This is a genomic window from Candidatus Enterovibrio altilux (assembly GCF_002381345.1).
GTDB lineage: Bacteria > Pseudomonadota > Gammaproteobacteria > Enterobacterales > Vibrionaceae > Enterovibrio > Enterovibrio altilux.
Window position 1 is genome coordinate 1064923 of the sequence record NZ_CP020660.1, and the last position, 20154, is coordinate 1085076.

11 protein-coding genes and 8 pseudogenes are annotated in these 20154 nt (G+C 36.0%); 15 read left to right on the plus strand and 4 right to left on the minus strand.

Features of this window, described 5'->3' with window-relative positions; all coding sequences use genetic code 11:
* Positions 1 to 158: 158 nt before the first annotated feature.
* The 3 genes and pseudogenes from BTN50_RS11065 to fabR form a co-directional block, all read left to right on the plus strand.
* A pseudogene (locus tag BTN50_RS11065) lies at positions 159 to 407 on the plus strand (transposase); the annotation flags it as partial.
* Positions 408 to 1107: 700 nt separating this feature from the next.
* Positions 1108 to 1284: an IS1 family transposase gene (locus BTN50_RS12210; RefSeq protein ID WP_161492950.1), complete on the plus strand. Its 177-nt coding sequence runs from the start codon at positions 1108 to 1110 to the stop codon at positions 1282 to 1284.
* A gap of 63 nt (positions 1285 to 1347) precedes the next feature.
* Complete coding sequence (fabR, locus tag BTN50_RS04535; protein ID WP_096619188.1) at positions 1348 to 1992, plus strand: HTH-type transcriptional repressor FabR; 645 nt, start codon at positions 1348 to 1350, stop codon at positions 1990 to 1992.
* Between the two features lie 595 nt (positions 1993 to 2587).
* Here fabR and BTN50_RS12630 read toward each other — a convergent pair.
* A pseudogene (locus BTN50_RS12630) lies at positions 2588 to 2759 on the minus strand (IS5/IS1182 family transposase); the annotation flags it as partial.
* Between the two features lie 1074 nt (positions 2760 to 3833).
* Between BTN50_RS12630 and BTN50_RS12635 the strand changes: the two are divergent.
* Positions 3834 to 4002: pseudogene (locus BTN50_RS12635) on the plus strand (IS5/IS1182 family transposase); the annotation flags it as partial.
* A gap of 1032 nt (positions 4003 to 5034) precedes the next feature.
* Positions 5035 to 5214 carry a hypothetical protein gene (locus BTN50_RS04540; protein WP_096619189.1) on the plus strand — a complete coding sequence of 60 codons (180 nt, stop codon included), beginning with the start codon at positions 5035 to 5037 and terminating at the stop codon, positions 5212 to 5214.
* 480 nt (positions 5215 to 5694) lie between these two features.
* On the opposite strand, the pseudogene BTN50_RS04545 reads toward BTN50_RS04540, so the two are convergent.
* A pseudogene (locus tag BTN50_RS04545) lies at positions 5695 to 7532 on the minus strand (protein-disulfide reductase DsbD).
* Between the two features lie 225 nt (positions 7533 to 7757).
* On the opposite strand from BTN50_RS04545, the pseudogene BTN50_RS04550 reads away from it, so the two are divergent.
* The 5 genes and pseudogenes from BTN50_RS04550 (at position 7758) to BTN50_RS11090 (ending at position 10843) form a co-directional block, all read left to right on the plus strand.
* Positions 7758 to 8648: pseudogene (locus BTN50_RS04550) on the plus strand (IS5 family transposase).
* A gap of 418 nt (positions 8649 to 9066) precedes the next feature.
* The gene (gene glpE, locus BTN50_RS04555) at positions 9067 to 9411 is read left to right on the plus strand and encodes a thiosulfate sulfurtransferase GlpE (RefSeq protein WP_096619190.1); all 345 of its coding nucleotides are present in this window, start codon (positions 9067 to 9069) and stop codon (positions 9409 to 9411) included.
* Between the two features lie 53 nt (positions 9412 to 9464).
* Positions 9465 to 9629 (plus strand): hypothetical protein, encoded by a 165-nt coding sequence (locus BTN50_RS11080; RefSeq protein ID WP_223823219.1) that lies wholly within the window; start codon positions 9465 to 9467, stop codon positions 9627 to 9629.
* A 440-nt stretch (positions 9630 to 10069) separates the two neighbouring features.
* Entirely contained in the window at positions 10070 to 10336 is a 267-nt protein-coding gene (locus BTN50_RS11085; protein ID WP_235610962.1) for a rhomboid family intramembrane serine protease, read from the plus strand.
* A gap of 207 nt (positions 10337 to 10543) precedes the next feature.
* Positions 10544 to 10843, plus strand: coding sequence for a DeoR family transcriptional regulator (locus BTN50_RS11090; protein ID WP_223823217.1), 300 nt, complete (start codon positions 10544 to 10546; stop codon positions 10841 to 10843).
* A 659-nt stretch (positions 10844 to 11502) separates the two neighbouring features.
* On the opposite strand, the pseudogene BTN50_RS12220 reads toward BTN50_RS11090, so the two are convergent.
* Positions 11503 to 11793 (minus strand): annotated as a pseudogene (locus tag BTN50_RS12220) (transposase); the annotation flags it as partial.
* Between the two features lie 805 nt (positions 11794 to 12598).
* Here BTN50_RS12220 and BTN50_RS04570 point away from each other — a divergent pair.
* From BTN50_RS04570 to BTN50_RS04580, 3 genes and pseudogenes are all read left to right on the plus strand, one after another.
* On the plus strand, positions 12599 to 13798 hold the full coding sequence (locus BTN50_RS04570) for a Bcr/CflA family multidrug efflux MFS transporter (RefSeq protein ID WP_096619191.1): 1200 nt from the start codon (positions 12599 to 12601) through the stop codon (positions 13796 to 13798).
* Positions 13799 to 14015: 217 nt separating this feature from the next.
* Positions 14016 to 14876, plus strand: a pseudogene (locus BTN50_RS10405) (transposase).
* 1139 nt (positions 14877 to 16015) lie between these two features.
* The gene (locus tag BTN50_RS04580) at positions 16016 to 16468 is read left to right on the plus strand and encodes an RNA recognition motif domain-containing protein (protein ID WP_096619192.1); all 453 of its coding nucleotides are present in this window, start codon (positions 16016 to 16018) and stop codon (positions 16466 to 16468) included.
* Here BTN50_RS04580 and murI read toward each other — a convergent pair.
* Complete coding sequence (murI, locus tag BTN50_RS04585) at positions 16443 to 17231, minus strand: glutamate racemase (RefSeq protein ID WP_096619193.1); 789 nt, start codon at positions 17229 to 17231, stop codon at positions 16443 to 16445. The genes BTN50_RS04580 and murI overlap by 26 nt on opposite strands.
* A gap of 1128 nt (positions 17232 to 18359) precedes the next feature.
* Here murI and BTN50_RS04595 point away from each other — a divergent pair.
* Both BTN50_RS04595 and rpe read left to right on the plus strand, forming a co-directional pair.
* Positions 18360 to 19165 (plus strand): annotated as a pseudogene (locus BTN50_RS04595) (IS5 family transposase).
* Positions 19166 to 19440: 275 nt separating this feature from the next.
* Positions 19441 to 20115, plus strand: a complete 675-nt coding sequence (gene rpe, locus BTN50_RS04600) for a ribulose-phosphate 3-epimerase (RefSeq protein WP_096619195.1) — start codon at positions 19441 to 19443, stop codon at positions 20113 to 20115.
* Positions 20116 to 20154 lie beyond the last annotated feature (39 nt).

Here is a 20154-nt window from a genome sequence, read left to right on the forward strand (position 1 = left end):
ACCGCTTGAAAAGATGTATTTAGCATCCATTTTTTCATGCGCATTTACGAGCGTAAATTGTGTTTTTTACATGCCATATGGGCTTTGTTTCTTAAATTAGGGAACTAAATCATCAATTGACGCTCTAAACAGTTAGGTTCACTCAAATATTTAGACTTATGCACATGCTTCGTTGCAAAACAACTAACTGGAAATAATATAATCAAGCTAGAAGCAATTGTGATTCACTACCATTCTGGATTGATGAAAAAGTCATTTAGCTATGGAATCAAACTAAGCAGAATAATCATGTGAGACCTCATTTATTTGGCGACTTAGCCATTACGATGGCTTTCATGGTTAAATGCGTATTTTTAATGCCATTGAGAAGTCTGCAAGAATTCATTAGTTCTACTTTTAAACTTGCTTAACTGCCATTGCTATACTCTTACTTTATATGGCACTTTTACAGCTATAAATCTTGTTCGGCTTTACCGGTTGGAACTTATTTCCAAAATGATATCAATTTTTGTAAAAATATAACCGATAAGTTAGCTTGTTACTTTACCTATTGATAATAGCTTATATCCCTATTATCTTTTGACCATAAGTTGCGGTGGAAAGGTTTGAGTAGTTAATTATATCACTTATTATAAAAATATGTTTGTCAGCTATTCCGTAGTAGTGATTCACGTTTAACTGACCGTGAGAGTCGTTTATTTGAGCTCACAGTTTTTAAAGTGAAAGGGTAGGCTCTATTTGTTTGATCATTAGCAAAAAATAGACATCTCGCCTTTATTTTTTATGCGCAATTCAGATGAATCAGCGTAAGTGAGTATATAACTTTAAAAGAGTACTGACCTAGACATCATAAGGTATTGTTGGGGTGATGTGAAATAGGGATTATAAAAATGGACAGTATGATTCGCTGAATCCTTTGAAAAAAACGGGTATAATTAGGATCCATATATTTAATTTTTGTGGAGTGACTATTATTAATGTTCAGTGTCGCTTTTCGGCAAATAAGTACAGTTCAAAAGTTCGGAATAGGCATGGTGCGCATCAATATTACCGTGATAAGCAATGCTGACTAATCTTCTAGCTTGAATATTTTATAAATCTGATCATTTGAGTATAAAAGAGCACATTGTTGGCAAGCTTTATACTCAATGTATTGATAGGGATAATGTGATTCTTCACATTCGCTTGAAATGGCTCAATAGCGAAACAATCGGATACTCACACCTACCGGAAATGCATAATAAAATTTTTAGCACATTCATTAAACGTGCGTATCACTTTTAAACCACAATCAACTTATTGAATACATGCTAATTTATGGTAGATTTCATGAGGTAAATACTGGCGATGGGAATAAGAGCACAGCAAAAAGAAAAAACACGTCGTACCTTGATTGATACTGCATTTAGTCAACTTAGCGCCGATCGTAGTTTTTCCAGTTTAAGCCTCCGCGAAGTGTCTCGGGGCGCTGGCATTGCACCGACGTCTTTTTATCGTCACTTTAAAGACATGGATGAGCTAGGTCTAACCATGGTAGATGAAGGTGGTTTGTTGCTGCGTCAATTGATGCGTCAAGCACGTCAGCGTATTGCGACAGAAGGCAGTGTGGTCAGAACGTCAGTCGAAACTTTCATGGAATTTATTGAAAGTAATCCTAACGTTTTTAGACTGTTATTGCGTGAACGTTCTGGTACATCAGCGGCATTCCGTGTAGCTGTAGCGAGGGAAATTCAAAACTTTGTTGCCGAACTCACTGAGTATTTTGAAGTGAAGAACGGACTGACCCATGAGGCAGCCTATAATCAAGCAGAAGCATGTGTCACATTAGTTTTTAGTTCTGGTGCAGAAGTTCTTGACTTGGAAACGCGTGCACGCTCTGAGCTTTCTGAACGATTGGTGACTCAATTATTAATGATTGCAAAAGGCGCGTATTGGTACTGTAAAGAGCGGGAGTGTAATGCCCTCAAGGATACGTTGTCTTCAGGTAGGTAATAATTATGGAAACAAAGCCTGTGTAACCACATTTCCTCTTGCTGTACAGGAAGTGGCGTGTATCTGCGAAGTAGATGAGCGATGATCTTTCGTAGACAGTAAAAAAAGCGTGCTGATTCTAATATGCGTGGGAACTTCGACTGAAAAAGTTTATTGCTTACGTATTGGATTGTCGTGGCAAAAAAATTTAATGTACTTTTCAATTATTTGTCCATGTGCAAAATTGTGTTGTGGTGTGTAGATGATTTTAATGATACAGTATACTTCGTAAGAATAAGCTTATTAGTGGAGAGTTTCATACGCAACACATTAAGTAAAAAAAGTTGATCTTCAACACTTGCTTGAAATGACCCCATAAAAAAACGAATGGATATTTACAGTCAATGGAAATACATAATAGATTCATTGACCATGCGTAGTATCTTTACATGATTTTACTTCCTACATTAGAGCACTAAATTCCTAATCTACGTTCTAAACAGCCAGGTTTACTTAAATTTTCAGATTTATGAACAAGCTTTACCACAAAACCACTAATTGGAAGGGCTTTGTTTCTTAATTCAAGTTCAGATGCAAATCCTAACATGATTCCCTATTAGACAATTGCTTTCGTTTTAGACATACCTAGTCTTGTCAGTTTATTTAACGCGTTTATCATTGCGTAGGTTTCCGTTAATTTGAGTTGTGTGATTCCTTAGGCTCAATGTCCCTCTAAATAGCTTTTTGACTAGAACCATGGTTGTCTCTGCTAGGGAATGTTTATCATAACTGGCTTTATTTTTTAAAGTATGGAAATCAATTTTCAATCAAGACTCTAAACAGCTAGGCTAACTTAAATTTTCAGGTGCATGAATAAGTTTCGCTATAAAATAACTAACTGGAAGGGCTTTGTTTCCAAATTCGAGTTTAGATCACAAATCTTAACATGATTAACGATTAGACGTTCGCTTTCGTTTGAGGCATACTTAACTCTGCCAATTTAGTTAATGTTTTTATTATGCGTAAGTTGCGCTAATTTAGCTATTGTAACCCCCTGAAACTCAATATTCCTTTAAGCAGTTTGATTTTTTTAAATCAGGGAAATAAATGATCAACCTATGCGCTAAACAGCCTGGTATACTGAAATATTTAAGTCTATGAGCAAGTTAAACGCTAAAATATCTAATCGAAAAAAGTATATAAAATTTTAATCAATCATGGCTCACTGACATCTTGGACTGATTAAGAAGCTATTCAGCTATGACATCCAATGAAGTCGCATAATTGTGGTAGACCTCACTGATTTAGCTACTTAGCCATTACGACGAATTTTCATGGTTAAATAAGTATTTTCAATGCTGTTGAAAGGTTTTCAAAGATTTATTAATGTTGTTTACAAACGCATTTAACTGTCGTTGTCATGTTCTCATTCTTCATGTATTAGCAAGTGAGTTCAAGTGGTTAACATCGTGTTTAAACCCAATACTAAAGGCATAATTTAACACCTAACTATTCATTATATGGGCTGAAAGTCTACGATGAAAACGAAAGGAGAGTAAACAGCATGACACTGCCGATAAACGTCAAATTTCGCAGTAAATACAAATACGCATGAAACTATTGTTGCTGAGTTAAGTTCATCAAATGTGCCTGATGGTGAATAGCTTGCTCAAGCAGGCTAGCCGAAGCATTAATGAGATATTAGGCAGTGGCGCTTGCGACGCATAAAAGTGTTACGAAATAGCTCCGTATTAAACGACCAATTGTACTTATTTCTACAAAGAAAGAACGTATTTTTTGAAAATGAAATGATACATAGAATCTAGCTATCAAACGTTATACCCTCTACATAAGCATTGAATAAAAGGTATTGCTGTCATAACCATTCTACATTTAAGACAGAAATATTACGAATCAAAAATTGCTCGGAGGACATTGAGCTTAAGAGATTACGATGTTCAGATTGGTGAATTTTACGCCATGATAAAAGTGCTAAATAAGCTAACAGAGTTATGTATGCCTAAAACGTAAGCGATTGTCTAATATTATACTATGTTGGAACTTGCTTATCTGGTCGAGAATTAGGAAATATAATCTAGCATATTTACATTTGCAGATTATAACCTTAATTATCAAAGGAATTGATAAATGCAGTAATATTTTCCGTCTCATTCCTTCTGGAGAATCGTATGTTTACAAAAAAAAAATTATTACAAACAAATTGTAATCGAGGAGCAACTACTGCGGCAAATCGAAGGAAAAGAATGCGTTCAAACAATTTAAAAAAAATATTATGTCGTCAGCGTAGGTTTGCAATCAGAGAGTTTGCAGATTTCGAGGGGTATTATTGAGGCACTCACTATCACATTCTTTTTTTACCAAGATATCAAACTCATTTTTTAATGACAACTTGACTAGCACATCATTGTGTGTTTTTTCATTTTTTCTCTTTGCACGACGATGGAGAAGACTTTAAGCTGGTTGCAACATTTTTTCACTACTTCCATTGATAAATAACAAAGTGGTTAACACCGTCATGACTCAACAGATTCATATTACGGCCTACAGCCGCAGTTTGTGCATTAAGCGCATTGTAGACTTCTTCCCCAATAAGTTTTGTTTCCTAAATCAGAGAACTGCATTATCAATTTCCGCTGTAAACGGCTAGGCGCACTTAAATATTAAGTTCCATGAGCAATCCTTGCTACAAAACAACTAACTGGAAGCAGTATAATCAAATTTTACTCAATCGTGGCTCACTAACATTTGAAGTTGATGAAGAAGCCATGCAGTTATGGAACAAAACTAAACGAGGTAATCAGGACAGTCTCGTTTATTGAACGATTTAACCATTACGATGGTTTTCATGGTTAAATACGCATTTTCCACACCATGGAGAAGTCTGGAAGGCTTCATTAATTGATTCTTTCTGCAAACTGGTTCAACTGGCATTGTGATGCCCTGACTATTTATACATTAGCAAGTGAGTCAAACTGATTAATATCGTGCTCAAAATGCTTATTTATTGATGCTACAGGGGCTCAAAGTCTACGGTGATGGCGAATGGTAAGTAAAAAGCATAGTTTTGAGGGGAAACAGCCAGTCTGGAGCAAGTTACATTTAGCGGTAGATATAAATATGGATGAAGTTATTGCTGTTGAGTTGAATTCATCAAAGGTGGTTAATGGTGCAGTACTATCTAAGTTATTCAAATATATCCTCTATAAAATCAATGAGATATAAGATGAATGTATTTACGACACAAGACAGTATCACGAAGCCGTTCGCATTAAATGAGCGGTTTCACACATATTACTGGCTGTGTTTCCTAATTTGAGTTCAGATAGCAAGTCCTAACATGATTCGCTATTAGTCAAGCGGTTTTGTGCTAAGTATGCTTAACACTGTCAACTCATTTAATACTTTTATCATGACGTAGGTTTTACTGATCTGAGCCGTGTGATCTCTTAGGCAATGCCTCTTCCAGTAGTTTTTTAACTCGAACCCTTACTGTCCCTGTTAGGCAACATTTATGGTAGCCGGCTTTATGTCTTAAATTAGGGAACTGAATTGTAATTAATACTTTAAATAGCTAGGCTCACTTAAATATGCAGGCCTAGAAGTAACTTTTGTGCTACAAAACAAAGCTTCTACAAGTAGTAAGAGCTTGATTTTTATTTATGATAATGTCGGGAGATTAAATGTGGTCGCGAGTCAGCCTGATTATTTAATAAGTTCATTCTGAATAAGATGTTGCAGGAAAGGAGATGCCTCAATAAAACCTGTTAGTCGTGCTTGCGGAAGGGGGTGAGCTGTTGCATCCCAAAAATTGAGCGTTGGTAGGCCAAGCACATTTAGTGACATTAATAATTTAATATTTTGTGGGTTATTGACTGTGACATCAGCTTGTAATAAAACGAAATTTTGTAATGCATTGGTCACTTTTACATCGTGCAAGGTGTCTTTTTTGAATTTTTTGCATGCTACACACCAATCAGCATAAAAATCTAGCATGACTGGCTTTTGAGCGTGTTTTGCTACTGTTAACTCGCGGTTCAAATCATCAATACTTTGAACACGAATGAAGCTGCTGCTGAGTACTTCTGTTTTAGTTACCGTAAATAGCGTAGTATAAATATATACGATGCAAGTGCTTAATCCTAAGATAGTTATTATCGATAATATACTGGCCCATTTCCCTGGTCTGAGTGTTTGACTGATGTGATGAAGCCAACCTAATGCTGCAATTAACCAACTTGCCCATAGTCCAATGATGAATTTTTCTGGTAGTAAACGTTCGAGTAGAAATAGTGGAACAACAAGCAAAATAAAACTGAAAAAAATTTTTATTATATTCATCCAATTACCGGCTTTTGGTAATAATCTATTGCCGAATATAGCGGTGATAATCAGCGGAATACCCATGCCTAATGCGAGAGAATACAAGGTAACTGCTCCCGTTAATAAATCACCACTTTGTGCAACGTATAGCAAGATTCCTGAAAGAGGTGCCGTTATGCACGGAGAGCCGATGAGGCCGGAAATTGCTCCCATGTAAAATACGCCAACATTACTTCCACTCGTTTGTTTATTACTTATTTGGTTAAGTTTAGTTTGAATAAATGTGGGTAGTTGTAGGTCAAATGCACCAAACATCGACATCGCCAACAGCACAAACAAACTGCTCAAACCAATCAGTACATAAGGATGTTGAAAAAGCGTTTGAAATTGCATTCCCACGGAAGCAACAACCAATCCAAGCAAAGTATAGGTGACCGCCATTCCTTGCACATAGAACATAGAAAGACGGAATATATGACGATAAGTTTTTTTGCCACCACCTAGTATAAGACCGGTGAGAATAGGGAACATTGGTAAGACGCATGGTGTGAATGCCAGACCAATACCTAAGCTAAAAAGCAGCAGGGGTTGCCACCAGTTGTCAGTAAGGCTGCTGATATTAGTTGGTTGGTTTGGTACCTCTGTATTATTTGTTGAGACTGTTTTGTTCGACACCGAAGAGGACATGATATTGTTGGCAGAGGTTGAAGATGTATAAATATTTTCGGAGTATCAGCTGCATCCGTGCTCGCGGTACTCAGTAGTATAGTGACAGTTTTTGGTGAATAACAGAAACCTACCTCCGCGCAGTCTTGGTAGATAACTTTGAACGTAGAATTACGTGTTGCGGAAATAATCGGTACTGTTACAGTGAGCGGTTGTTTATATATTTGTACTTTACCAAAAAACTTGTCTTCATAAGGTTGCCCATGGCGTGTATTCAGAATATTAATCTTTGCACCGTTACTTGGTATTACGTTTATCTTATTTTGATATAAGTAGTACCCAGGCATAATTTGCCAGTCTAAATAAACCCTATTTCCTTGTTGGATGAAACTAAACGGGAATGCTTGATCAACAGGAATAAATGCTGGCATATGATTAGTGATAAGCGATGGTGAATTCAATAGTGTGAACTCAGCCTGCGCAGGAAGTATGCTGAGGATAGTGAGTGCAAAAAAGGTGAAAAAATGGGAACCTATTATTGACATAATCTTCATCAGAACTAATAGTACTTAAAGTTAAATTAACTATATCATTCAGACTGGTAAAAACCGAATATGTTTTCAAATTGGGTATGCAATTGATCGAAAGATGTGTGCAATTAAGAATGTAATGAATTGGTAAGAGTGGAATAATAAATGAGCTGTGTTTCCTAGATCAGTAACTAAATTATCAAACTATGCTCTAAACAGTTAGATTCACTGAAATATTTAAGTCTATGGATGGGTCTAGCGACAAAAGAACCCATTGAAAGCAGCATATTAAGTAATCGTGGCTTACTAATATTTTGGGTTGATGAAGAAGCCATTAATTTACGGGATCAAACTAAGCAGAGTAATCACGAGAGACCTCATTTATTTAGAGGCTGAGTCATTGCGACAGCCCTCATGGTTAAATGCGTATTTTCAATGTCATTGAGAGGTCTGCAAGAATTAATCAATTCTGTTTTTAAATTTATCCAATTGCCATTGTCATGTCCTCGCCATTTATGCATTAGTACGAAAGCCAAAACGGTTAACATTACGTTCATGACAAAGAATAAAGTAAGTATTCAGCACTTAGCCATTTATTCTACGGATCTAAAAATTTACGGTGAAGGAGAATGTAAAGTAAAAAAATATGGTATTAATGGGACACAATGGGTCCAACGCAAGTTAAATTTAGCAATAAATATAAATATAAATATAAATATGCATGCAATCATTGCTGCTGAGTTACGTGCGTCAAATTTGACTGACGGTGCAGTGCTCCCTAACTTGTTCAAATAGATTCACCAAAAAATCAATAAAATATTAGCTAATGGTGCTTATGATACCAGACAATATTCCGAAACGTTAGGATTATACGAGCGGTTCCACTCATCCAATCAAGAAAAGAAACAACTTTTCGGGAGCGAAATGATCCGCTTAATTTAGCGGTCAATGACCAGAAGTTATAGGCTCAAATAAGCACTGTAAAATGAGGTATGATTATCAAAAATTTTTTCTAGTAAAGATGGCAATATTTCGAGTTAAAATATTTCTCGAAGGAACATTGGGCCGAAGAGAGCACAATGCTCAGAGTAACGAAATTTATATGTAACGTTAAAAGTGTTAAATAAGATGGAGGGTTAGGTAGGTCTAAAATGAAAGTGATTATCTAATAGTGAATCATGTTGAGGTTTGCTATCTGAGTTCGAGTTAGGATACAAAGCTTATGAAGAGACCTAATAATTAGTTGTCAAACTATTAAAGATGTGTCAATTAACCGATTTTTTATACTTATGAAATTCATGCTATCTCAGCTATTATAATAGTTATGCATAGATTTGTTACTATCAACACTATATCTTGTTGCTCTAAACATAAAATTTTACTTTATAACCGTAATTCATAGTTTTATGCACAGGAAAATGAAAAATGTATAAAAACTTTATTTATTTTATGCCATGGCTGCGTGCAAAGCTGAATATAATATTATTATAACAGTGATATATGGACATCATTTGAAGTATAAAAATGAAAATAATGATTAGTTAGAGTGAAATAACCCATGGAACAATTTGCGCATATTTCTGTATCAGACGCATGGCAGTTACTGAACAAGAAAGATCAGTCGGCGATAATAGTTGATATTAGGGATTCACAGTCTTTTCGGTTAATGCATCCACAAGGTGCGTTTCACCATATTACTGATTCTATTGTGCAACTGATGCAAAATATAGATTATGAGAAGTCTATCTTGGTTATTTGTTCTAAAGGTGTCAGCAGCCAGGGCATTGCACAGTACCTTCATAATCAAGGTGTTGAAACGGTTTATAGCGTAGATGGTGGTTTTGAAGCTTGGCATAGACAAGGACTTCCTGTGGAAGCAGGAACCACTAACATAGATGTATAGTTGTGTATTTGTCAGTTATTTAATTCATACGGTTCCAATATAAAAGAAATAATATGATCCGGTTGATTATACTTTTTCATCCTCGCGCTGGACAGGCATTCATTGATTATATGTCATCCTATGATATTGAAATTTTAATGATGCCAGAGGGAGAAGATACGTTTGGATTGCGGCTTCGTTATGCACAGCATCAAATTAAGGTTGAGGAGCAACTATAGACTTTTTACGAGATTCCACTGTGCCGAAGTGCCAATTTGCGTTTTGAGTTATGGCTGAAAGTCGTACTGCGCATTGATATTGCCCACGCCAAAGTTTCATTAAAATACTGCGAAATAGCTCCGGCTTTGTAACGATATTGGTAATGGTCGTGTGTGTCGCTATTTATCTGCTGCTGGTACTTGGGTTTAGTGATGATGTATTCTCGCTACTGCATTTTCCGGTCTCAAAAAATCAGCAATGGCAATTATATCGCTTATTTTTTCATGTCTTATTGTATTTTAATGTCATACATATTGTATTTAATCCACTGTGGTGATGGGTGCCTGGTGGTCGTATAGAACAACATAGTGGCAGCCCGAAATTACTCCAATTATTTTTGTTTACCTCCTTGTTTTTTGGAGTATGACAGTGTGTATTTGATGGCCCCGTATTTGGAGGTATGTCAGGTGTAATTTATGCTTTACTCTGCTATGTATGGATGATGGGTCAGTTTGCATCATTGAAAACATTATTCATTGAAGCTGGCTTCATTGGCTTCATTGGCTTCATTGGCTTCATTGGCTTCATTGGCTTCATGTTGCTGTGGCTGGCGGTTGGTTTCTGTGAACCTTTCGGCATAGTGATTGCCAATATGGCGCATTTGCTTGGTTTGATATCAGGCTGTGTTATTAGTGTATTTGATGTCAAATTATTACGAGTATCTTGACGTCAGTGATAACATGGCGTAAATGAAAACGTATATACCAAATAATACAGATAAGTGAGATATAAGTTTATCTCTGACATTTGTTGGATTGACTTTCAGGTGTTAGGCATATAATTTTAAATGTTTTAATTTATGGGATATTATTTGTTCAACGTATAGAATGCCTTGAAACAAATCCACCGATATCAGGAAATGCTCGATTAGTTCGTGACTAAGGCTTGCGTTAATACGGATGATTTGGTCGTACACTTTGATGTGAGCCCTCCAACTATTCGTCGTAATTTAAACAAGCTGGCGGAAGAGCATGAAACTTGCCGTCAGTATGGCGGTGCAACCATCTCTTTTGGTTCCGTTAATGTAGCGTATAACACACACAAAGTGATGCAACAAGAAGCCAAAAATAAATTGGCCTATGCGTTGCTTCACCATCAAAATCCTCGTACCGTAACTAACAGCCTTAATGCAGCAAGCATTTTGATAGCGGGGAAAAATTTTTTATCATCATGACCGGGGATGAAATTCGTAATCGTGATGGAGGTACGATGGAGGTACGATGGAGGTACGATGGAGGAAGCTATTCCTAACTTTATCTCACAGTTTTGTCTTGATTTTGGTATATTGGGGATTAGTGGGAGTGATTTAAATGGGGAGTTACTCGACTTCGATTATCATGTAGTGCGTGTAATATAGGTTGTTATGCAAAACAGCTATTTTGTAATGTTTGCTATTGACCATATAAAATATAGTCATAGTGCAATAGTGCAATAGTGCAATAGTGCAATAGTGCACGTGGGTACCTGTAGGGCAAATAGACATATTATTTATTAAAACAAATTTTAAATTTATTGATTCATATTTTCAACATGCTAATACATGAGTAAACATTATTTGATCACCCGCCATTATAAAAATGCTACTGTTGTTAAGTGGCACCACTAGACTGTAAGGGTTCAATCAAAGAGTGCAGCTTTACATAATACTTCTCGCATGAACCTTCACTGCGTATAAAAAATGTATTCAATGTCAAAGTCACAATCTGAATATTTTAACAAAACCATCGCTACATGTAACTTGGGTCAGACTCAACGTTTACCGCCAATGCCACGCTTTTTTACTGTTTATCCGCCTTCACATAAATTTTGGTCTTTAAAAATCAATGACTAAGTGCGGATGATTTTTGTAGTCTGAGTTTTAAACGCTACGTTAACCGTTTGGACTGGTATGGCTAATACATGAATAATGAGGTATGATAATGTCAGTTGAGCAAGTTTAAAAATAGAATTGATGAATCCTTACAGAACCCTCAATGACATTAAAAATACGTATTTAACCATGAACACCGTTTTAATGGGTAAGTCGCTCAATAAACGAGGTCTACTATGATTCTCCTGCTTAGTTTGATTTCATAACCAAATATCTTCTTCATTAACCCAGAATATTAGTGAGCCATGGTTCATTAAAACTTAATTATACTGCTTCCAGTGAGTTATTTTGTCGCTAAGCTTGTTTATAAATATGAATGTTTAAGTGAGCTCAGCTGTTTAGAATATTGAGTAAAAATGTAATTCTCTAATTTAGGCAATAAAGCCGATTACCATAAATGTTACCTAGAAGAGACAGAGATGGTTAGAGTCAAAAAAAACCTAGGAAGGACATTGCACCTGAGGGCTTACAGTGCTTAGATTAGTGAAATTTGCACCATAATAAAAACGTTAAATAAGCTAACAGGGTTAGGCATGCTTCAAATGAAAGCGCTCATCCAATGGTTCATTATGTTGAAATTCGCTATCTGAACTCGAATGAGAGAAAAAAGCCTCTGCAAGATTCAACAGCACAGCTTACAACGAGATCGTCAGTGTCCATCATGCTCCATCCCGTGCTTTTGAACGTCATTGATCACTAATAAACACCAGCCAATGAATCCATAAGCTAGTCTTAATTTCACCGACAGCTTTGGAAAGCAATGAATGAAAAATTAAGACAGAATGCTGACTTCAAAAATAAATGAAAATGCCAAGATATAAACGAGGCGTTTTTCGCTGTAATTTTTCATAAATTGTAGGATCATAAACGTTTCTAATTAATGATCATTTTCAGACGCTCAAACCTGTATTTTCACGTTAATTGAGTATAATGAAAAAATCATTATTCCCTCAAGAGCAATAATTTCAATGCTATTATTGGAGTGATAGAGCTCTAAAGCTAATTAGCAATCTGATTTTGCACGTTTGCTTTTATTACTTTTACCTCCTCAAGGAGTACATGAATACGAATGCTATTTATCAACCCGCACAACAGTTGACATTTCTCTTAATCTTTGTACTTGGCGCAATTGCAGCGTTAACACCTCTTGCTATTGATATGTATCTCCCAGCAATGCCTGAAATTGCAAAGGACTTGATGGCAACACCTGGACAGGTGCAACGAACGCTTGTTGCTTACATCACAGGTTTTGCCTTCGGGCAGTTGATTCACGGTCCTATTTCTGATAGTTATGGTCGTCGACCGGTATTAATCGTTGGTGTATCTTTATTTTTTATTGGTGCGATTCTAAGTGCGCAGGCTAATGATATTGAGACATTGACTTACATCCGTGCGGCTCAAGGTTTCTGTGGTGCTGCAGCAGCTGTCGTGATTCAAGCTTTGGTGCGCGATATGTTTGACCGTGAAGAATTTGCGCGGACCATGTCATTTATTACCTTAGTAATGACAGTTTCACCATTGGTCGCGCCAATGATTGGTGGTTATCTTGCGGTATGGTTTGGCTGGCGTTCAATTTTTTGGGTACTGGCAGGATTTGCAGTGCTTATGTTTGTGCTAATTGTTGCCCTGATCCCTGAAACGCTTTCAATGGAGCGTCGTGCACCACTGCGTATTAGCTCAATATTACGAAATTATGCAAAAATTATCTGCTCTCGCTCTGCGGTAGGTTATATTTGCGCGTCTGGATTTTCGTTTGCAGGTATGTTTTCGTTTCTAACTGCGGGGTCGTTTGTTTATATTGAGTATTACGGTGTAAGTACTGAAAACTTTGGTTATCTCTTTAGCTTGCACGTTGTTTGTTTGATTATTATGACCACCATCAATGGCAAGCTAGTTCGTAAAGTGGGTTGCGAAAACATGTTAAGAATTGGTTTAATGATCCAGCTGTTTGCGGGTGTTACATTAATGATTGCTCAGTTTTTAAATCTTGGATTATGGGGCACTGTTATTCCAGGCATTCTATTCATTGGTACGATTTCCATTGTAGGCAGTAATGCCATGGCATGTGTTCTAAGTGCTTATCCAGCATTATCGGGTACAGCTGCATCGCTTGCTGGTACGATGAGATTTGGTATTGGTACTATAGTTGGTGGCATAGTTACAGCTATCCCTGTGTATTCTGCATGGCCAATGACAGGCGCGATGACGGGGTGCGCGATTTTTTCCGCTCTATTTTATTGGGGTTTAGCGAATAAATAAACTCATGTGTTAAATAAGTCGATTATCATTAAAGCATACTATCATTGTTTAATGACCCATGTAAGAATGAGATGAAACTGAGTGTAATATTGGTTTTATTTTTTAAATCAGTGCACTCAATTATACATCTATGTTTTAAACGGTTAGGTTCACTTAAATGTTTAGGTTTATGAATAAGCTTCGTTACAAAATAACTAACTGAAAGCAGTATAATCAAATTTTAATTAATCCTGGCTTACTCATATTCTGGGTTAATGAAGAAGCTATCCAGCTACGTAATCAAATTAAGCAGGGTAATCATGAAAGGCCTTGCTTAATTAACGATTGAGTTATTCATGGCTGAACGCGTATTTTCAATGACATTGAGAGATTAGGAAAAATTCATTAATTTTGTTGCTAAATTTGTTCAATTGCTATTATGATGCCTTCATCATTAGTGAATAAGTTAGCGAGCCAAAACCGTTAACGTCACGTTCAAGACGAAGAATAAAGGAAGCATCCAGTACTTACCATTAATTCTTCGGGGCTCAAAATTTACGGTGAAGAAGGATCCTGAGTAACAAAAAGATAGTACTGATGGAAAACGGTGTGTCTGGCGCAAGTTATATTTAACGGTAGGTATAAATATATATGAAATCATTGCTGCTGAGTTAAATGCATCAAATATAATTAACGGTGCAAGTGCTATCTGATTTGCTAAAATAGACTTGTCAAAGAATCAATGAAATATCAACCGATGGGGCTTACGATACCAGACAATGCTACGAAATCGTTCGGGTTAAACGAGCGGTTTCATTGATCCTGCTAAATAAAGGAGTAATTTTTGAGGAACGAGGTCATCCGTGTAATTTAGCGATTAATGACCAGCAGTTATACAGTTCAAATATGCATTGAAAAAATGAGGTATGTTACATAAAGGTTCCCTATCAGAGACGTCAATGGTTCGAGTCAAAAAACCTCTCTGAAGGATATCAAATTTAAGGGATCACAATACTCAGATTAGCGAAACTTAGCCATGATAAAAGTGTTAAATAATTTGACAAAGCTTAGAATGTCTAAAATGAAAGTAATGGTCTAATAATTCATTCTGTAAGAACTTGCTATCTGAACTAGCATTAAAAAATCAAGTCCCTAAGCTTTAAAAACATAATAAGTTACAATATTAGATAGCCATCATATTCATCAACTGGCATAATAATTAAATGGGCTGGATTGCTTAATAATATAGCATTATGTTATAAATTATGGAAGGTTATCTAGTTTGGAACCAAAAATAAAAACTTAAAATTCAGTATTATAATACTCATATAGACAAGTACATGCCCATGAAATAATGGTTTTATGTTTTTGAAAGATGATGAATAATCTGAGGGAGTAAAACCTAAAAGCGGTGACCAATAACCACACCTGTACAGTTGAAACCATGACTATTATCGTGTACTTTTGTGAGTTCACTCATCGCCGTAGTCATCAAATTATTGCCTATGTTAATGCGTAGTTTAAAGCAAAATACATGGTAGTTAGAATAAACAAGTGAATTTACTATAATGCGTTGAGTTATAAAAATTTGAAAGATATGTTAAAATAATTTAAAGTTAACAAACATAAGAATTTTATTCGGTTTTATGATACATTCTAAGCCGTGTATACTAAGGATACATCTATTTATTGATGCGGTCCATCCAATGTAAGCGACAAAAATAATGCATGGATGGATACGTAAGGAACAAAATAAAGTCTTCAGAATAAAAGGTAGACGTAGTTGACTTGATTTTATTGATACCTGCAAAATTCTTGATATTGCGAACAATGTGTTTAGTGAATATGAGATAATGAATAGCATAAACATTGTCTATTTGTTTCAAGCTGAAAAAATTATTCATTAACCTCATATGACTCTCGATGGAACGGGATATCTTCTAAGTAACCTCGGTAAAGATGTGGTATTTATTCTCAATATTCAACTTCACTACTCTCCTTTTTACAGTCCAAATCTTAACTCGATAGAGCGGCTACGGGAGGTGGCACAGGAACAGCCAAGAAATAACGTTTACTTCAAAAATACATGCTATTTTAAAGCAGTTATTGAAAAATTTTTTACTGTGATTTATCCAAAGATTGTAGGCTCTTGGATATCTCTAGTAAATTACATGTTTCAAGTGCTCTATTCTGCATCTTCAAGTTAATTGAATATAACAGGCTTTAAATTTGACGATTATGAAAACATCTATCAGTTTATTTATTTCAGCGATTATCGCTGTATTAGGCGCATTACTACTTAACTTCTCGCAGCTAATAACTAGCACAGGACTAGCATTTGTATTGGGAGCAATTACTGTAGGTATTGTCCTTTCCCTTATGCCAATTAAATCTTCAGATACAATCTCAAAGGCTTCATCACTTAATAGCAAAACTATTTACGTTGGTAATTTGCCTTACCGTGCAAATGAAAACGATATCAAAGAACTTTTTGCAAAATACGGTGAGGTATTTACTGTTCGTCTCATGAAAGACAAAAGAACGGGGAAGCGCCGAGGTTTTGGTTTTGTTGTTATGGCAGAAGCCGATGTGTCAGTAGCTATTGGACAACTCAACAATAAAGAGTATGGAGAAAGGACATTGAAAGTAAGAGAGGCGAATTATCCTAAAAAGGAGGAGCACGCTCAATAGACGAAAAACCCATGTGAGATAATTCTTGATTTAAGGCACTATCTTTGTTTACTAAAGCACTACTAAAGACTCTATGTTTATAGAGGAAGGCCCGCGGGCTTTCCTCTATTAATAGCTCTGCAACTCTGCAGGCAACTGCTTTGCCAGAGTCAATGATTGTGCAACTATCCCCTACAATTTCTTGTATTTCACTTTTAAGCAATGGAAAATGTGTACAACCTAAGACAATATAATCCACCTGATTAATAAATGGTGCAAGAATATTTTGCAATTTACGTTTATCTACAGGTTTACCGCATAGCTTAGACTCACTCATTAATACTAATTCTGTTGAACCGATCATATTAATATCACAGTCTCGCATAAATTTTTTTACAAGTTGGTAAGTGTAAGGACGTTGCACTGTTGCTGGTGTAGCTAAAAGACCAATTTTTTTCATTTGACTTAATGCTGCCGCAGGTTTTATGGCTGGCACGACACCAACAATAGGAATGGATAGTTTTTCACGCAGATATGGGAGCACAAGCGTACTGGCAGTGTTACAGGCGACAACCACCAGCGCCACATCATGCGTAGAACAGACAGCTAAAACCATACCGCAAACTCTAGAAATCAATACGTCGTATTCAAGTTCACCATAAGGAAAGGCAGCATTGTCGAATGCATAAATCACGTGCTGACCAGGTATTAACTGTATTATCTCTTTATAAACAGAAAGCCCTCCTACACCAGAATCAAATATCAGCACACTTTTCACCTTCATTATCTCTCTAGTTATTAAGCTTTGTTTTTCATTCAAGTGCAAGCAAACCTCAACATGATGAATGATTAGGTATTCGCTTGCACTCTAAGCATACCTATTCCTATGAACTTATGTAATGTTTGTGGCATTACAAAAATTTTTTCGATCTGGGCATTGTAATCCCTGAGGCTCAATGTTCTTCCTAATTGTTTCTTTACTCGTAATATTGCTGCTTTTGATAGGAAACGTTTATGGTAAGCATACTTTTTCTGTTTAATATACATTGGAGCTGTATAACTTCTAGCAGCGGATTGTTAGATTGCGTGGATGATTTCAAGCTTAAAAAAGCTGCGCCTTTTCCTTGGTGGGAGGAATGGAACCGCTCGTTTAATATGAATGACTTTATAATACAGTATTATACCGTAAGCACCACGCCAGTATCTCATTTATTTTACAATAATTATGTTTAAATAAGTGAAGCTACATTTTTTCATTAATCACGTTTGATGAACTAAACTGAGTAATAATTATTTCATGTGTATTAATATCTACTGTGCATTGTAATTTGCATTAGACTCAACGTTTCGCATCAGTGTCATGCTTTTTTATTTTCTGTTGATCTTCATCGCAGACGTCTAGCTCTATTATAATGGTTAAGCCACTAAATAAATGAGGTCTTCCACGATGACCTTGCTTAATTTTACATCATAGCTGAATAAGTTTCTTCATTAATCTAGAATGTCAGTGAGTCTCGATTGATTAAAGTTTGATTATACTACGCCCAGTTGATTATTTTATAGGCTTTGTTTTTTAATTTGAGTTTAAAGAACAAACCTCTACATTATTCATTATTAAATAATCGATTACGTATTAGGCATACTTAATTCTATTAATTTATTTAACGCTTTTATCATGGCTTAGGTTTTGTTAACATGACCCATGTGATGCTTTATGCTTAGTGTCCCCCCCAATAAATTTTTAATTTTTGCTGTTTTTGCTAAAAATCATTAAATATTTAGTTTTATTTTTTAAATAAGAGCACTTGATTTTCAATCAACACTCCAAGCAGCTAAACTAACTGAAATATTCAGGTTTATGAAGAAGCTTTACTACAAAACAGTTAACTGGAAACAATATAATTAAACTTTAATCAATCGTGGCTTGCTAACATTCTGATTCATGAAGAAGCTATTCGGCTATGGAATCAAGCTAAACAAAGTAATCATGGGGAAACCTCGTTTATTTAGTAGTTTAGCCATTACGACGACCCTCATGGTTAAATGCTTATTTTCAATGTCATTGAAAGGTCAGTAAGGATTCATTAACTCTGTTTTCAAACTTGTTCACTGGTCGTTGTCATGCCCTCACTACTCATGCGTTAGCAAGCAAGCCAAAACGGCATTATCGTTCAAAACGAAGAATAAAGGGACCATTCAGCACTTAACCATTGATTTTACTGGGCTCAACGCTTACGGTGAAGACGAATGGGAAGCAAACAAGCATGACACTGATGGAAAACAGTGAGTCTGGCGCAAGTTACATTTAGCGATAAAGATAAATACGCATGAAATTATCGTTGCTGAGTAAGTGCATCATATGTGATGACCGGTGAAGTGCTACTTCACTTGCTCAAACAGACCCGCCGCAGAATCAATGAAGTATTAACTAATGGTGCTTACGGCACCAGATAATGTTACGAAATCGTTCGTATTAAACGAGCGGCTCCTCTCATTCTACCAAGAAAAGAGGCAATTTGTTGGGAACAATATCATCCGTGTCATTTAGTGGTTAGTTACCAGCAGTTATACAGTTTAAATAAACATTATAAAACGAGATATAGCTACCATAAATGTGTTCTATTATAGACGCAAATACCTCGAGTTAAAATTTTTCAGAGGAACATTTAGCTTCAGGAATCACAATGCTTAGATTAGCGAAACCTCGCCATGATATAGGCGTTAAATAAGCTAACCAAGTTAAGTATGCTTAAAATACAAGCAATTCTTTAATAGTGAAGTATGTTTAAATTTGCCATCTCAACTTGAGTTAGGAAGTAACGTTAGTGTGGTCAACTAGAGAACCTGATAAAATAAACGAAATTCAATCGAGTATAATGGTGCTATTTTGAGCCATAACTAGTGCAATAAATGGGTTGCATATACCCATTATAATAGTAATCTATTTTGTTTATCTAGATGTTTACTGTAAGTAGTATAAGTAAGGCTATAAAATGAAAAATTTTCTCATTGCCCCTTCGATCCTATCGGCGGATTTTGCACGTTTAGGTGAAGACGTTGAAAGAGTATTGGCTGCAGGTGCCGATGTCATTCACTTTGATGTCATGGATAACCATTATGTACCTAATCTTACGTTTGGCGCTCCTATTTGTAAAGCACTTCGTGATTACGGTATCATTGCGCCAATTGACGTGCATTTAATGGTGAAACCTGTAGATCGCATTATCCCGGATTTTGCTAATGCGGGTGCCAGCATTATCACTTTCCACGTGGAAGCAAGCAATAATGTTGATTATACTCTGCAATTAATTAAAAAAAATGGTTGCAAAGCGGGTGTCGTATTTAACCTGGCCACACCGTTATATCACCTTGATTACATTATGGATAAAGTAAATATTATTCTGTTGATGTCTGTTAATCCTGGCTTCAGCGGTCAGTTATTTATGCCTGAAACTTTAAATAAATTACAAAAAGTACGTCGTCGTATTGACGAGTCTGGTCACGATATTCGCTTAGAGATTGATGGCGGAGTGAAAGTCAATAATATTCGTGAAATTGCAGAAAATGGTGCAGATATGTTCGTTGTAGGTTCTGCCATTTTCAGTCACTCAGATTATAAAGCGGTGGTTGATGAAATGCGAACTGAATTGAGTAGAGTAAGACAATAATTGATGACTGTGAAAGGTTTTATTTTTTTAACTTTAGTT

Excerpts from the sequence above, each read along its gene's own strand:
- rpe (WP_096619195.1), top strand. The coding sequence starts at position 19,441 with ATGAAAAATTTTCTCATTGCCCCTTCGATCCTATCGGCGGATTTTGCA.
- BTN50_RS04570 (WP_096619191.1), top strand. The coding sequence starts at position 12,599 with ATGAATACGAATGCTATTTATCAACCCGCACAACAGTTGACATTTCTC.
- BTN50_RS11085 (WP_235610962.1), top strand. The coding sequence starts at position 10,070 with ATGTCAGGTGTAATTTATGCTTTACTCTGCTATGTATGGATGATGGGT.
- glpE (WP_096619190.1), top strand. The coding sequence starts at position 9,067 with ATGGAACAATTTGCGCATATTTCTGTATCAGACGCATGGCAGTTACTG.
- BTN50_RS11080 (WP_223823219.1), top strand. The coding sequence starts at position 9,465 with ATGATCCGGTTGATTATACTTTTTCATCCTCGCGCTGGACAGGCATTC.
- fabR (WP_096619188.1), top strand. The coding sequence starts at position 1,348 with ATGGGAATAAGAGCACAGCAAAAAGAAAAAACACGTCGTACCTTGATT.
- BTN50_RS04580 (WP_096619192.1), top strand. The coding sequence starts at position 16,016 with ATGAAAACATCTATCAGTTTATTTATTTCAGCGATTATCGCTGTATTA.
- BTN50_RS04540 (WP_096619189.1), top strand. The coding sequence starts at position 5,035 with ATGGTAAGTAAAAAGCATAGTTTTGAGGGGAAACAGCCAGTCTGGAGC.
- murI (WP_096619193.1), bottom strand. The coding sequence starts at position 17,231 with ATGAAGGTGAAAAGTGTGCTGATATTTGATTCTGGTGTAGGAGGGCTT.